Origin of the sequence: Streptomyces sp. NPDC002328 (genome assembly GCF_042890065.1) — a bacterium.
Classification (GTDB): Bacteria; Actinomycetota; Actinomycetes; order Streptomycetales; family Streptomycetaceae; genus Streptomyces.
Window position 1 is genome coordinate 1 of the sequence record NZ_JBIARQ010000017.1, and the last position, 12,407, is coordinate 12,407.

General features: G+C 70.8%; 14 protein-coding genes and 2 pseudogenes. 8 read left to right on the forward strand and 8 right to left on the reverse strand.

The window, feature by feature from the left end; all coding sequences use genetic code 11:
* The first annotated feature begins 119 nt into the window (after positions 1-119).
* A complete protein-coding gene (locus tag ACFYX4_RS31850) occupies positions 120-272 on the forward strand; it encodes a hypothetical protein (protein WP_389340572.1) in 153 nt (50 codons plus the stop codon).
* A 266-nt stretch (positions 273-538) separates the two neighbouring features.
* Entirely contained in the window at positions 539-1,198 is a 660-nt protein-coding gene (locus tag ACFYX4_RS31855; protein WP_389340574.1) for a putative quinol monooxygenase, read from the forward strand.
* 139 nt (positions 1,199-1,337) lie between these two features.
* Here ACFYX4_RS31855 and ACFYX4_RS31860 read toward each other — a convergent pair whose 3' ends face one another.
* The 3 genes from ACFYX4_RS31860 to ACFYX4_RS31870 all read right to left on the reverse strand — a co-directional run bounded on the left by ACFYX4_RS31860 (position 1,338) and on the right by ACFYX4_RS31870 (position 3,725).
* Entirely contained in the window at positions 1,338-2,027 is a 690-nt protein-coding gene (locus tag ACFYX4_RS31860; RefSeq protein ID WP_389340871.1) for an NADPH-dependent F420 reductase, read from the reverse strand.
* Between the two features lie 53 nt (positions 2,028-2,080).
* Positions 2,081-3,016, reverse strand: a complete 936-nt coding sequence (locus ACFYX4_RS31865) for an SDR family oxidoreductase (RefSeq protein WP_389340576.1) — start codon at positions 3,014-3,016, stop codon at positions 2,081-2,083.
* 73 nt (positions 3,017-3,089) lie between these two features.
* Positions 3,090-3,725 carry an NADPH-dependent F420 reductase gene (locus ACFYX4_RS31870; protein WP_389340578.1) on the reverse strand — a complete coding sequence of 212 codons (636 nt, stop codon included), beginning with the start codon at positions 3,723-3,725 and terminating at the stop codon, positions 3,090-3,092.
* 158 nt (positions 3,726-3,883) lie between these two features.
* Between ACFYX4_RS31870 and ACFYX4_RS31875 the strand changes: the two genes are divergently transcribed.
* Positions 3,884-4,795, forward strand: coding sequence for a LysR family transcriptional regulator (locus ACFYX4_RS31875; RefSeq protein WP_389340580.1), 912 nt, complete (start codon positions 3,884-3,886; stop codon positions 4,793-4,795).
* Between the two features lie 34 nt (positions 4,796-4,829).
* On the opposite strand, the gene ACFYX4_RS31880 is transcribed toward ACFYX4_RS31875, so the two are convergent.
* Together ACFYX4_RS31880 and ACFYX4_RS31885 are read right to left on the reverse strand one after the other, a co-directional pair.
* The gene (locus tag ACFYX4_RS31880; RefSeq protein WP_389340582.1) at positions 4,830-5,036 is read right to left on the reverse strand and encodes a hypothetical protein; all 207 of its coding nucleotides are present in this window, start codon (positions 5,034-5,036) and stop codon (positions 4,830-4,832) included.
* Between the two features lie 68 nt (positions 5,037-5,104).
* Positions 5,105-5,332 (reverse strand): annotated as a pseudogene (locus tag ACFYX4_RS31885) (carboxymuconolactone decarboxylase family protein); the annotation flags it as partial.
* Positions 5,333-5,370: 38 nt separating this feature from the next.
* Here ACFYX4_RS31885 and ACFYX4_RS31890 point away from each other — a divergent pair.
* The 3 genes and pseudogenes from ACFYX4_RS31890 to ACFYX4_RS31900 all read left to right on the forward strand — a co-directional run bounded on the left by ACFYX4_RS31890 (position 5,371) and on the right by ACFYX4_RS31900 (position 6,744).
* On the forward strand, positions 5,371-5,685 hold the full coding sequence (locus tag ACFYX4_RS31890; protein ID WP_389340584.1) for a winged helix-turn-helix transcriptional regulator: 315 nt from the start codon (positions 5,371-5,373) through the stop codon (positions 5,683-5,685).
* Positions 5,686-5,719: 34 nt separating this feature from the next.
* Positions 5,720-6,117: pseudogene (locus ACFYX4_RS31895) on the forward strand (PaaI family thioesterase).
* 150 nt (positions 6,118-6,267) lie between these two features.
* On the forward strand, positions 6,268-6,744 hold the full coding sequence (locus ACFYX4_RS31900) for a 4-oxalocrotonate tautomerase family protein (RefSeq protein WP_389340586.1): 477 nt from the start codon (positions 6,268-6,270) through the stop codon (positions 6,742-6,744).
* Between the two features lie 6 nt (positions 6,745-6,750).
* Here the strand turns inward: ACFYX4_RS31900 and ACFYX4_RS31905 are convergent, their stop codons facing one another.
* Positions 6,751-7,341: a TetR/AcrR family transcriptional regulator gene (locus ACFYX4_RS31905; RefSeq protein ID WP_389340588.1), complete on the reverse strand. Its 591-nt coding sequence runs from the start codon at positions 7,339-7,341 to the stop codon at positions 6,751-6,753.
* Positions 7,342-7,458: 117 nt separating this feature from the next.
* Between ACFYX4_RS31905 and ACFYX4_RS31910 the strand changes: the two genes are divergently transcribed.
* Together ACFYX4_RS31910 and ACFYX4_RS31915 are read left to right on the forward strand one after the other, a co-directional pair.
* Positions 7,459-7,899: a 4-oxalocrotonate tautomerase gene (locus tag ACFYX4_RS31910; RefSeq protein WP_389340590.1), complete on the forward strand. Its 441-nt coding sequence runs from the start codon at positions 7,459-7,461 to the stop codon at positions 7,897-7,899.
* Positions 7,892-8,932, forward strand: coding sequence for a zinc-binding dehydrogenase (locus ACFYX4_RS31915; RefSeq protein WP_389340592.1), 1,041 nt, complete (start codon positions 7,892-7,894; stop codon positions 8,930-8,932). The genes ACFYX4_RS31910 and ACFYX4_RS31915 overlap by 8 nt, the downstream gene beginning before the upstream one ends.
* A 74-nt stretch (positions 8,933-9,006) precedes the next feature.
* Here ACFYX4_RS31915 and ACFYX4_RS31920 read toward each other — a convergent pair whose 3' ends face one another.
* Positions 9,007-10,584 carry a carbohydrate-binding protein gene (locus tag ACFYX4_RS31920; protein ID WP_389340594.1) on the reverse strand — a complete coding sequence of 526 codons (1,578 nt, stop codon included), beginning with the start codon at positions 10,582-10,584 and terminating at the stop codon, positions 9,007-9,009.
* A 190-nt stretch (positions 10,585-10,774) separates the two neighbouring features.
* Positions 10,775-12,400, reverse strand: a complete 1,626-nt coding sequence (locus ACFYX4_RS31925; protein ID WP_389340596.1) for a PLP-dependent aminotransferase family protein — start codon at positions 12,398-12,400, stop codon at positions 10,775-10,777.
* Positions 12,401-12,407 lie beyond the last annotated feature (7 nt).

Genomic DNA, 12,407 nt, shown 5'->3' on the forward strand with positions numbered 1-12,407 from the left:
CTCGACGACTTCGCCATCGACACCGCAGACGCTGTCGTGACCTGCCCGGCCGGACACACCGTGGGCCTGTCCGACCCCGGCGGGCAGCACCACCACTGAAATCCGGGCAGATCGACCTCATGTACGGCACCCCGGACGTGGCGCCGACCGTCAAGGGCGACAAGGCGATCCGCGCGAGACAGGAGCTGCGGATGATCCGGGCGAGGCCCGCGGAGGCGAAGAAGCCGACCCGGACGGTGATCTTCTTGAAGTGGATGGCGGACTGGTCGTAGACGGTCCGGCGCCGAAGGTCGCGGAGGCCAGCTTCTTCGGGGCCTTCAGGCCGGCCGTGCCCTCCCGGTCCAGGAGGAACAGTCCCGCCCAGGTGGTGGGCTTCTTGAGCGTGGTGGCTTGGTGATGGCGGAGCGGTCGATGGCGAAGTTCAGCGCCTGGCGCACCCGTTCGTCGCCCAGTCCCTTGACGACGGCGGGCCTTCCTGCCCCGGCTGGACGCGAGCGGCGCCTACACGCTGATCATCGGGGAATCCGCGCTCACACCGGTGCCCGGCAGCAGCCTGGTCAGCATGGAGCAGGCCGCCCTGCTGATGATGCGGCAGGTCCTCCAGGCCGAGGTCGCAGGACAGCAGCGAGTCTTCGCCCTGGTGCTCGGGCCGGTCAGGACTCGCGTGACCGACTCCGGCGATCCGGAGCGGGTCAGCGCCGACCAGGTAGGCATGGTCGCCGTCGCGGCCTCGGCCGCAGCGGCGGTGGACGGCCGGGAGATCCGGCTGCGCAGTCGGGCCGATGCGGACCAGGCACTGGCACTGTTCCAGAGCGCTGAGCCCGACGGCATCGGCACGGTCGTCGCCGTGTCCACGATGCAGGCCGAGGACGGACGAGGCCAGGACCTCGTCGAGGTGCTGGCCGAACTCGCCACGCAGATCCGTGCCGAACCCGGGTGCCTGCACTACTCGGTGCACCGCGCGCGCGGCGACACCGACGGACCGCTGCTGGTCATTCAAGTGTTCGCCTCGATCGAGGCGTTCAGGGAGCACAGCGCGAGAGTGGCGGCGCAGATCCCGAGGATCGCAGCGCTCCTCGCCACGCCCCCCGTGCCGCCGACTCTGTTCGAACCGGTCCCGCGGTCCGCTCCCACCGGGGCGTCGGCAACGGCGAGAAGTGTTTCCTTTGCTGACATGACCCCACTCAAGGCAACCTGATCGAACCCTGTCGCTCGCCGTGGCGAGCTGCTGCCCGAGCCGGCCCGGCGGGAGTTCCGCGTCATGGCTCCGCCCGGCACGCCTGCCGGACGGGGCCATGACACGGCCGGACCATGCTGTGGCCCGCGCCGACTCGTGGTTACCGCGTCGCGGTGGCCAATGCCGCGCGGATGGCGTCCTCGCCGGCCGGCCGGCCCTTCTCGTCCGAGAACGGCCCGTACGGGGTTCCCCACACCGGCGTGCCCGTCGCCTGCCGCCAGCCATCGGCCAGCGGTCCCGCGTCCACCACGCCGTACCCGATGGATTCGATGAACTCGGTCACCGCCGCCTTCGCCTCCGCGGAGTCCCCGGCGATCGGCAGGCAGGAGCGGTCGGCCGCCCCTGCCGGGCGGGCGAGCGACAGCAGGTGCTTGAAGAAGATGTTGTTGAACGCTTTCACGAGCACGGCGTCCGGGATGTACCGCAGCAGCAGCTCGCTCGAGGTGAGCGATCCGCTGTCGAGTTCGGGGATGTGCCCGTCACGCTCGGGGCCGTAGTTGCACGTGTCGATGACCGTCTTCCCGGCCAGTGGCGCGGCGGGCATGTCGGGGAAGGCCTTGAGCGGCACCGTGACCACGACGATGTCACCGGCCGCCGCAGCCTCCCCGCTCGTTGCCGCGGACGCCCGCGGCCCCAGTTCCGCGACGGTGTCCGCGAGCGTTTGCGGACCGCGCGAGTTGCTGAGCACGACCTGGTGCCCGGCCTCGACGGCGAGCCGCGCGACGGCACCGCCGATGTTGCCGCTTCCGATGATTCCCACAGTCGTCGTCATGTTCTCGGGCCCCTCCAGAAGAGCCGTACCTTTGTCATCTGCCGGATTCCTTGCGCTGCGAATCCCTGCCGTCAACTGGCGGGGAAGTAATGGCCGTTGTCCAAGTCGGCGAGCAGACCGGGCCGAGCGGGTTCCCAGCCGAGGGTGCGGCGGGTGATGAGGTTGGACGCCGGGTAGCTCTGCGTGACTATGTTCGCGAGGAACCCGAAGTGTCCCGGCACCATCAGTACGTCCGCGGGAACGCTCACGACGGGCAGGCCCAGACGGCTGCCGATGGCCTCGGCGATCTCGCGGAGCGGGATGGCCCCGTCCCCGACCGCGTGCCAGTACTTGCCGGCCGGCCCCTTCTCCAGCGCCAAGCGGAACACGGAGGCGACATCGCGAGCGTGCACGGCGTTCCACAGGTTCGCGCCGTCTCCGGGGTAGCCGACGAAACCCTTCTCCTTCGCGAGCGCGATCAGCTGCACGAGGAAGCCGGCACGGTCGGTCGTGCTGTGCGCGATGTTGGCGATCCGCACGACCGAAGACCGAACTCCCCGCTCGGCGAGGCCGATCACGGCGGTTTCCACGACGTTGCGAACCCGCAGGGTGCCCTTGTGCTCATCGCCGCCGGGAAGGGCCGGGTCCTCCTCCGTGACCGGCCGGCCCAGGTTCCCCGGCGAGCCAATGCTCCCCGCCGCGACCAACGGCTTTCCGGTTCCCGCCAGTGCCTCGCCGTACGCGAGCATGATCGGGAGCTCCGCGGCGGCCACGGCGTCGATCCCGCCGGAGGGAAGCAGGTCCTGCCGGTGCGCGACGTGGATGACGCCGTCGGCGTCCGCGGCCGCCTCCTTGAGCCCGTCGAGGTCCTCGAGGCTGCCGCGACGCACCTTCGCGCCGAGCGCGGACACCGCCGCCGCGGCCGTGTCCGACCGGGCCAGGCCGGTGACCTCATGTCCGGCGGCGATGAGCTCGGGGATGATGTACGAACCGGAATGGCCGGTCCCGCCAGTGACGAAAACGTGCACGCTGATGCTCCTTCTGAAGGGGTGAATGCGTGAATGTGGGAATATTGGCGCGAGAGTGGTGGTTCGGGTGCTTTCAGCTGAGAATGCTGACGCCCAGGAAGAAATCGGTGTGCTTGACGGAGTGGGTGACGAGACCCAATTGCATCAGGGCGACATTCTCCAGCGTCCGCGCCATTGCCAGCTGCCCGGTGTCCAACGGCCGCATTCCCAGGCTCTCGATGAAATCCGACACGCGTGTCTTCGCCTGCGCGTCGTCGCCGGCGATGAATACGTCCAATAGACGACCATCGGCCGGACCGGCCGCGAGAATATGGGAGAACAGGGTGTTGAACGCCTTGACGACATGCGCGCCGGCGGGGGCGGCCTCGGCGATCTCCTGCGCGCCGGAACTGCCGTCGGGAGTGACGAAGCCCTGGAAGTCGGGGGAGACGGGGTTGGTGATATCGATGATGACCTTGCCCTGTAGTGCGTCCCCGTACTCGCCCAGCACCGCCGCCGCGCCGGCGTACGGCACGGCGAGGACAACGATGTCCCCGGCCGGGGCGGCGCCGAACGTCCCGACAGTGGCACCGCCGCCGAGCGCGGCGGCCAGTTCCTCGGCCTTTGCCGAGTCGCGGCCGATGATCTCGACGGAATTGCCGCCGGCAAGCGCGCGGGCGGCCAGGGCGTCGGCCATGTTCCCCAGGCCGATAATGCTGATGCTGCTCATTGGTGAGCCTGCTTTCTGGTACTGGAAAGGACGCTCGCAATGTCCACCCAGTTGTTGATGACGGCCTGTTCAGATTGTCATTGGCCCGGCTGGGTGTCCAAGACCTCTTTCGGTGGCGGTGATACCCTGAAGGCATCACCGAACCCGGGAGGCGTGCCATGGATCTGGATCTGCGCAAACTGCGCTATTTCGTCGCCGTGGCCGACCGGTTGCACTTCGGCCGCGCCGCCGATGAACTGCATATCGCGCAGCCGGTGCTCAGCCGGCAGATCCGCGCGCTCGAGCAGGATCTCGGCGCCTCGCTGTTCACCAGGGATCGCCACGGCGTGGCGCTGACCGACGCGGGCCGGCAACTGCTGGCCGACGCCGGTCCGCTGCTCGCCTCCGCGCACGCCGTCCGCCGCCGGGTGTCCGCGGCCGCAAGCGGCAAGCGGCGGCTGATGGTCGGTTTCCGGGCCGGCGTCGCCGTCATCCCGGCGGCGCGGGCGTTCGAGGCCCGGCACCCGGACGTGGTCGTGGACGTCCAGCGGATCGAAGGAGACGACCAGGCCGCGATGCTGCTCGACGGCCGCATAGACGTCGGCTATGTGCGGCTGCCCATCGACGAGGTCGGCCTGCGTGTCACCCCGCTGTACACCGAGCCGCGGGTAGCGGTGCTGCCCGCCGGTCACCGGCTGGCCGGCAAGGAGGAAGTCACCGAGGCCGACCTGGCCGGCGAACCGCTGGTCTGGCACGCCGACCCGAGCACCCAGCCCACCAGGCGCCCGCACCCGGACTCCGGGTACCTGGCGCGCGGGGTGGACGAGACGCTCGAGCATGTCGCGGCCGGCCGGGGCATCTCGTTCCTGGCCCGTTCCGCGACCGTGTTCTACTCGCATCCGGACGTCGTCTACGTGCCCATCCCGGATCTGGCGCCCGAACAGGTGTGCCTCGCCGTCGCGGCATCGCACACCTCGCCAGTGGTCGACGACTTCATCACCGCGGCTCAGGCGACGGCCGAGATCACGGCGGAATGCGGGAACTATGAAATGTGGCGGCGTGGAGGCGAGGCCGCCTCACAGCACGGTTGAGCAGTCCGACTGAGCACGGTGAGGCCCCGGACCGTTACGCGCCGTCCAGTGCCGGGCCGTACTGCGAGAACCGGGCGGCCCACGCTTCCAGGGGAAGGTCCAGGCCGTTGGTGATGCGGGAGACCGTGCGGTAGTAGCCCCAGAGCATGAGGATCTCGAAGACGGCGTGCGGGGTGAGAACCTCAGGCCGTCCGCCCGGTCCGCGTCGTCCAGTGTGCAGTCGGCGTCGATCCGGTCGCACGGCCGCAGGAGGCAGCTCTCCTCCTCGGTCCAGCAGTCGTCCTCGGGGCCCGCGCCGCGTGTCGAGGCGATCTGCTCGCGGGTCAGTCCAGCCTGTTCCGCGAAGGCGCTGACGTGCACGCCCCACTCGTACTCACTTCCGCAACGGGCGGTGACGCGGTCGATGACGATCTCGCGTTGCCTGAGCGTCAGATGCCCGCGGTCGAGCAGGCCTCCGCCGAAGAACCGCTCGAAGAGCCGTCGGTCCGTGGTCAGGGTCGTGCGATGCCCCCGGTACCCCCGTCGCCCCCAGGCCAGGGCGCCCGGTCCGGGGCTCCACCAGTGGCCGCCCGATCATGGCGGCGCTCGACCTCTTCGGGCGGCGCTGGAGCCTGCGTATCGTGTGGGAGCGGCATCAGGACCCCACGGGCTTCCGCCCCTTGCGGCAGCGCTGCGACGGCATGTCCTCCAGTGTCCTGCGCCAGCGTCTCGTCGAACTCGCCCAAGCGGGCCTCGTCGCGCAGCGGGACGACAGCAGCTACACCCTCACCGCCCTCGGCGAGGACGCCTGCCGCGCCCTGACCCCTTTCGCCCGCTGGGCCGAGGGCTGGGTCGACGCCCTCGCGGAGCAGGACCCGGGCCACCAGGCGAACACGGAAGAGCAGGTGTGATGTGACGGACGCTCCGGATCTGGCCCTCGCGCGCATGGCGCTGGCCGCCCAGCCCTTCAGCAACCTGCTCGGCGCCCGCCTTGTGGCCTTCGGTCAGGGCTGGCGACGCTGGAGGTGGAATTCCGCGACGAGCTGCGCCAGTAGAACGGCTTCCTGCACGGCGGCGTGCTTGCCTACGCGGCGGACAACACGCTGACGTTCGCTGCCGGCACGGTCGTCGGCCCGAGGCTGCTGACCGCCGGTTTCACCATCGACTACCTGCGCCCCGCCGACGGCACCCTGCTGCGCGCCCACGCGGAGGTCGTGCGGGCGGGCCGTACCCGGGTCGTGTGCCGCTGCGACCTGACGGTCGTGGACGGCACGGGAGCGGAGACCCTGTGCGCGGTGGCGCAGGGAACCGTCGCGGTCCCCGAACCCGCGCGGGGAATCTGAACGCCCGGAGGTGGTGCGAGACGCCCGCATCGCCGGCGTCAGGGTCAGAGACCTCGCCCTCGGTCTCGCGGATCTGCATGCCGTTAGGACGGTCGTTATAGACGGGGTGTACCCTGATGCCGTCTATAACGACTGTCATAGGAGAGTGTCGTGACGATCATCACTGTGAACGCGCCGAAGGGCCGCCTGAGTCTGGAGCAGCGTCGTCAGCTGGCCGAAACGCTCACGGATGCGGTGCTGGTGCCCGAGGTGGGGCAGCCCGCTCCGGCTGCGCGGGTCGGCTTTCAGGTGCACTTCGTCGAGCGCGAGCGGGACATAATGGCCATCGGCGGACGGCTGCTGGCGGACGCCGGGCCGGGACTCGACGTGATGGTCATCGACGTCGCGGTCATGGACGCCGCGTGGCAGCCGGAGGTGCGGGCCGAGGTCATCGAGCGGGTGTTGGCGGCGCTGGCGGCGGCGTGCGGGCTGGCGGAGCCGGCGCCAGCCTGGTGGGTCAACTTCCGCGTGATCGACGAGGGCAGCTGGGGGGCGTCCGGCGGCGTGCTGTCCGTCCTTCCGCTGCTGGAGAGCGGCGTGTTCACGGAGGAGCGGGGCAAGGCGGTGCGTGCCGCGCTGGGCGCCTGAGTGGCCTCACTTCCGGTCCTCGATTGCGGCGAGGACGATCGCCTGGAGCTGTCCTGCGGTGTGGTCGAGCGGCTGAGTGCTGCGCTTGGCGCGGCACATGGCCACGGTTCCCTCGACGGCCGCGACGATCAGTGTCGCGACTTGTGCCGCCTTCTCGGGGTCGGCGCCGTGCTCGCGCAGTGAGCCGGCCAGCAGGCTCTCCCACTCGGTGAACACGTCGGCGGCGGCCGCCAGGGGCGCGGGCGTTTCGTCGGTCGGGGGCTCCTCGATGGCGACGGCGAGGACGGGGCAGCCTGCCCGGAAGTCACTGTCCACGACGATCTTGCGCCACAGGGCGAGGAACGCCCGCAGCCCGGCGACCGGGCCCGCCGCCAGCTCCTTGCGCAGGCTGCGCGAGGTCCACGCGCCCGTGTACCGGACCGCCTCCGTGGCCAACTGCTGCTTGCCCTCGGGGAAGTAGTGGTACGTCGAGCCGAGCGGCGCCCTGGCGTGCTTGGCGGTGTCGCGGATGCTGGTCGCGTTCAGCCCCCGCCGGCTGATCATGTCGGCGGCTCCGGCGACGATCCGCTCGCGCGAGGTCGGGGTGGGCTTGGTCACGTACGTGATCCCTTCTGGACCCATTGTCTATGACGGCCGTCATAGTCTAGCGTGGCCGTCGCCTATAACGACTGTCATAGACCGGCGCGTCGTACGCACCCGAAGAGAGGCAAGCCCATGCCGATGATCCGCCTCACCGCCCCGGCCGGCGCCCTGACCGAGCGGGGCCGCGGCAGCGTCCAGCGGGAGCTGGCCGCCGTCCTGCTGCGCTGGGAGGGTGCTCCCGACACGGCCTTCTTCCGTGCCCAGGCGTGGAGTTACCTCGTCGAACTGCCCGAGGGCGCCCAGACCACCGCCGAGGACGACGCGCCGCGCTTCCTGGTCGAGGTCACCGTCCCGCAGGGCGCGCTGGACGAGCACCGGATTGCGGGTCTGGTCGAGGAGGCGACGCAGACCGTGCTGGCCGCCGCCGGCCTCGGCGCGGACGGCGCACTGCGGGTGTGGGTGCTGGTGCACGAACAGCCCGACGGAACATGGGGCGCGGGCGGCTCCGTCATCCGCTACGCCGACCTCGTCGCCCTGGCTCAGCAGGGGAAGGAGGCCAGGAACGATGCGTGAGCTGACCTACGTCGCCAGGCGCACCGTCGAGTGGCGCGAGGCGCCCGACCCGAAGCTCCGCTCCGACCAGGAGGCGATCGTCGCGCCGGTGGCGGCCACCCCGTGTGACGTCGACTCCTCGATTCTCGCCGGGCACGCCACGCGGCGGCAGCCGCAGATCGGATACAGCGTCGAGCCGCCGTTCGCCCTCGGTCACGAGTGTGTCGCCCGGGTCGTCGAGACCGGTGACGCCGTCACCGCCGTAGCCCCCGGAGACCTCGTCGTCGTCCCCTGGTCGATCAACTGCGGTACCTGCGACCGCTGTCGGGCCGGGCTGACCGCGCACTGCGAGGCCGTCCCGTACATGGCTATGTACGGTGCCCCGATCGGCGGCGACTGGGGCGGGCTCTTCTCCGAACTGGTCCGGGTGCCCTACGCCGACGCGATGCTCGTCCCGCTGCCCGCCGGTCTCGACCCGGTCGCCATGGCCTCCGCGAGCGACAACTGGTCCCTGGCCTGGCGCATGGTCGCCCCGCACCTCAAGACCCGCCCCGGCGCCCGCGTCCTGGTCGTCGCCCGCGGCAGCATCGGCCTGTACGTGTGCGACATCGCCCGCGCGCTCGGCGCCTCCGAAGTGCTCTACGTCGATCCCGACGCCGAACACCGTGAGCTCGCCCGGGGGTTCGGAGCCGCCACGGCCGAGTCCCTGGAGCCGCTCCCGCAGGGCTTCGACATCGCCGTCGAGGCCACGGGGCGGGTCGACCAGCTCGCCCTGACCGTGAAGTCCCTTGCCCCGGAAGGGATCTGCGAGAGCGCGGGCAACCACTTCCGGCCCGGCGAGCTGCCCCTGCTCGACATGTACCTCACCGGCGTCACCCTGCGCATCGCCCGCGACAACGTCCGCGCGCACATCCCTGACGCCCTCCGACTCGCCATGTCCGGCACGGTCGCCCCCGAGAAGGTCGTCTCCCACGTCATCGACTGGGAGGACCTGCCGGACGCGCTGCCGGAGAAGCACCTCAAGCCGGTGTTCGTCCGCGCCGGCCCGTCCTGACGATCTGGACGGGGCCGGCGAGGTGTTGCTGACGGCGAGGTGTTGCTTACGGCGATGTGCTGGGCGGGCCTCGTCTACGGTGCTGTCCGGTTGCCGCCGAAGGTCACCACGAGGCGGTCGTCCGCTGCGAAGGACCACTTCAGGGCGCCGGCGTAGGAGGAGCACCGGGAGTCGTTGGAGCCGGACCAGAACTGGTTCGAACTGTCGGCGTTGCCGACCACTTTGTCGTTCGTGCCGCTGCCGCTGCGGCAAGAGGTGTTGTTGCGGAACACCGACGAGCCGGCCTCGAACGTGTAGTTGCGCTGCGTGTTGTCGATGCTGACGTTGTCCGCCACCGTCATCGTGCCGGGATTGCGGTTGTACGTGAACCCGTGCTTGCCGTTGTTGTAGGCGATGTTGCGCCGGATGACGTGGTTGACCTGGATGTCCTCGCCGCCGAGCTTGTAGCCGTTGCGGTCGCCGTTGCCGGCCTGAGAGCCGTCGCTGAGGGTGCCGTTGCCGTAGGCGAGGGAGTCCTCGATGGTCACCGGGCCGATGGCTCCCGTGTCCGACTTGGTGTAGAGGTCCCAGCCGTCGTCGATGTTGTTGTGGGCCACGGCGTAGCGGAAGACGTTCCCGGGTCCGGAGGTGAGTTTCGCGGCGAAGCCGTCCGCGTCCTCGCCGTCGGAGTCGGCGTTGTCATGGGACTCGGCACTGAGGATGAGGTTGTTGGACGGCCACTGGTCCTTGGGGGTGCTGGAGAGCATGCGCGAGAGCTGTAGGCCGGTGTCACGGTTGTAGCGGGTCACCGTGCGCTCGAAGACGTTGTTGCTGCCGCCGACGAAGATGCCGTTGTCGCCGGCCCGTTCGACGACGATGCCCTTGACGTGCCAGTACGACCCGTTCACGGCGAGCCCGCGGTTCGACGCGGCCTCGCTCTGGGCGGAGAAGTTCAGCACGGGCGTCTCGCCGGGGTAGGCGAACAGTTCGGTGCGGTCGCCGGCGGTGCCGTTGTTGCCGGCCGGCACGGTGACCGTCTGCGCGTGGCGGTAGACGCCGCCGCGCAGGTAGATCGTTCCGCCGGGGGTGATGCGGCTGATCGCGGAGGTGAGCGTCGTGGGGGCGGACTCCGTTCCGGCCGCGCCGTCGGTGCCGCCGGGCGCCACGTACAGGGCCGAGCTCGACGGCGGCGGTGTCGTGGTCCCGCCCATCTCGACGTCGAGGCAGTCGATGTTGGGCAGTCCCGCGGAGGCGGTGGGGGTGAGCCGGATCGTGTTGCTGCCCGAACTCACCGGCACCGTGAGCGTCTTCGTGGTCCACGTGGTCCAGTCCCCGGTGCCCTCGAAGGAAACCGGCGTGGCCGCCGCGTTGTTGACCGTGACGGTGGCCGGCCGTGCGGCGCCGGTCCCGTTCGTGAACCGGATCTTGAGGGTCGCCGTGCCTGCGGCGGGGGCGTTCACGGTGAACTGGGCGTAGCCGCTCACGGAGTTGGCGCCGTTGCAGAACCCGCTGCCTGAGTAGCCGGCCCAGTCGGAGTCGACGGTGCCGGTGCAGACCGCCGGTGAGCTCTCGGCTTCGTAACGGGTGGACGCGGCCTGCGCCGTGGTGGGGGAGAGTGCGACGAGCGCGCCGGCTAAGAGGCCGGCGGACGCGATGACTGACCTCAGTTTCATCGTTCGTCTCCATGTGGGTCGGTTCGTCTGACCGGAGGTGCGGCGGTGCGGCGTGCGGCGAGAGCGCCGGGGAAAGCGCTTTCTGGCGGCGAACCTAAGATGCTCGCCCCGTACGCGTCAATGGTCAGGTTTCTGATTCGCATTCACAGGGATGAATGTGGAGAGCGGGAACGCGGCCGACGAAGAGACTTCACGGGACGAGCCCGCGCAGGGCGGCGCCGATGGTGGCGATGCCCGTCTCGATCTCGTGGGCGGGGCCGGCTGCGTAGCCGAGGACCAGGCCGGGCGGGCCGGGGGCGATCCGGTGCCAGGACAGCGGGTGGACTTTGACGCCTCGGTCGAGGGCGGCTGCGGCGAGGTCGACGTCGCGCGGGCCGTGGCCGCGGGCGCCTTCGGACGGGTCGCCGAAGGTGACCGTGAGATGGAGGCCGGCGGCCGCCCCGTGGACGCGGGCGCCCGGGAGATGCTCCTTGATCGCGTCGAGCATCGCGTCCCGGCGTCGGCGGTGGCGCCGTCGGACATGGCGCAGGTGTCGTTCCAACTCGCCGGAGTCCATCAGCCGGGCGAGGACCAGCTGGGTGAGGATGCCGTTGCCCAGGTCGGCGTACCGCTTGGCGGTGACGACGGCGTCCAGCCGGTCCCTGGGCACCAGGAGCCAGCCGACCCGGAGCGCGGGCGCGAGCAGCTTGGAGACGCTGCCCGTGTAGCAGACGCCCTCGGGCATCAGCGAGCGCAGTGCCGGCACCGGGGGCCGGTCGTAGCGGTGTTCAGCGTCGTAGTCGTCCTCGATGACCACGCCGCCGTCGGCAGCCCAGTTCAGCAGGTCGCGGCGGCGTTCACCGTCCAGGACGACGCCGGTGGGGAACTGGTGGGCGGGGGTGAGGAGCACCGCCCGGGCGTCACTTGCGCGCAGCGCGCCGACGTCGAGGCCGCCCGCGTCCACGGGGACGGGAACGGTCGTCTGGCCGCAGTACTCCAACTGCTGGCGCGCGCCGAGCGATCCGGGGTCCTCGACGGCGGTACGGCGGATTCCGTCCGCCCGCAGGGTCTGGGCGAGCAGAGCCAGTGCCTGCGCCACACCCGCGACGACCAGGATCTCGTCCGGGTGGGCGCGGATGCCGCGGTTGCGCGCGAGCCAGCCGACGACGGCCCGGCGCAGGGCGGGGGTGCCCCGGGGGTCGCCGTAGCCGAAGTCGGCCGGGGTGACGTCCGCGAGGACGGCGCGCTCGGCGCGCAACCATCCGGTGCGGGGAAACGCGGCGAGGTCGGGGACGCCAGGGGAGAGGTCGATCCCGCACGGCATGGTGCGCAGGACGTCGACGACGCCCTCGCGGTCACCGGAGTCGAAGACCGTGGGTCCGGGTCCGGGTCCGGGTCCGGGTCCGGGTCGGGGTCCGGGTCGGGGTCCGGTTTCGGGTTCGGGGCCGGATCCGTTCCTCGACGCGTCGGGCCGGTGGTCGCGGCGTGCGGCGGGAGCCGCCACGACCACCGTGCCGAGCCGACCGCGACCGGCGATCTGTCCCGACTCGGCGAGCCGCCGGTAGGCCTCGGTGACCACGCCCCGCGTGACGTGCAGCTCCTCTGCGAGGACCCGGCTGGCGGGCAGCCGCGTTCCGATGGGCAGGCGTCCGTCGGCGATGGCGGACCGCAGCCGGTCGGCGAGCCAGGCGGTACGCCCGCCGGGCGGCGCCTGTCCGATGTCCAGCTGGAGGAAGTCCGAGCCGACGGCTGAGCCGTGGGCCGAGCCGCCGGCGGACCCGCCGGGTTGTTTGGACCCCTCAGCCGGGGTGTTCGTGGACCTGTCCATGAAGTCCATGGTGCGG

Excerpts from the sequence above, each read along its gene's own strand:
- ACFYX4_RS31850 (WP_389340572.1), top strand. The coding sequence starts at position 120 with ATGTACGGCACCCCGGACGTGGCGCCGACCGTCAAGGGCGACAAGGCG.
- ACFYX4_RS31870 (WP_389340578.1), bottom strand. The coding sequence starts at position 3,725 with ATGAGCAGCATCAGCATTATCGGCCTGGGGAACATGGCCGACGCCCTG.
- ACFYX4_RS31875 (WP_389340580.1), top strand. The coding sequence starts at position 3,884 with ATGGATCTGGATCTGCGCAAACTGCGCTATTTCGTCGCCGTGGCCGAC.
- ACFYX4_RS31890 (WP_389340584.1), top strand. The coding sequence starts at position 5,371 with ATGGCGGCGCTCGACCTCTTCGGGCGGCGCTGGAGCCTGCGTATCGTG.
- ACFYX4_RS31910 (WP_389340590.1), top strand. The coding sequence starts at position 7,459 with ATGCCGATGATCCGCCTCACCGCCCCGGCCGGCGCCCTGACCGAGCGG.
- ACFYX4_RS31915 (WP_389340592.1), top strand. The coding sequence starts at position 7,892 with ATGCGTGAGCTGACCTACGTCGCCAGGCGCACCGTCGAGTGGCGCGAG.
- ACFYX4_RS31920 (WP_389340594.1), bottom strand. The coding sequence starts at position 10,584 with ATGAAACTGAGGTCAGTCATCGCGTCCGCCGGCCTCTTAGCCGGCGCG.
- ACFYX4_RS31925 (WP_389340596.1), bottom strand. The coding sequence starts at position 12,400 with ATGGACTTCATGGACAGGTCCACGAACACCCCGGCTGAGGGGTCCAAA.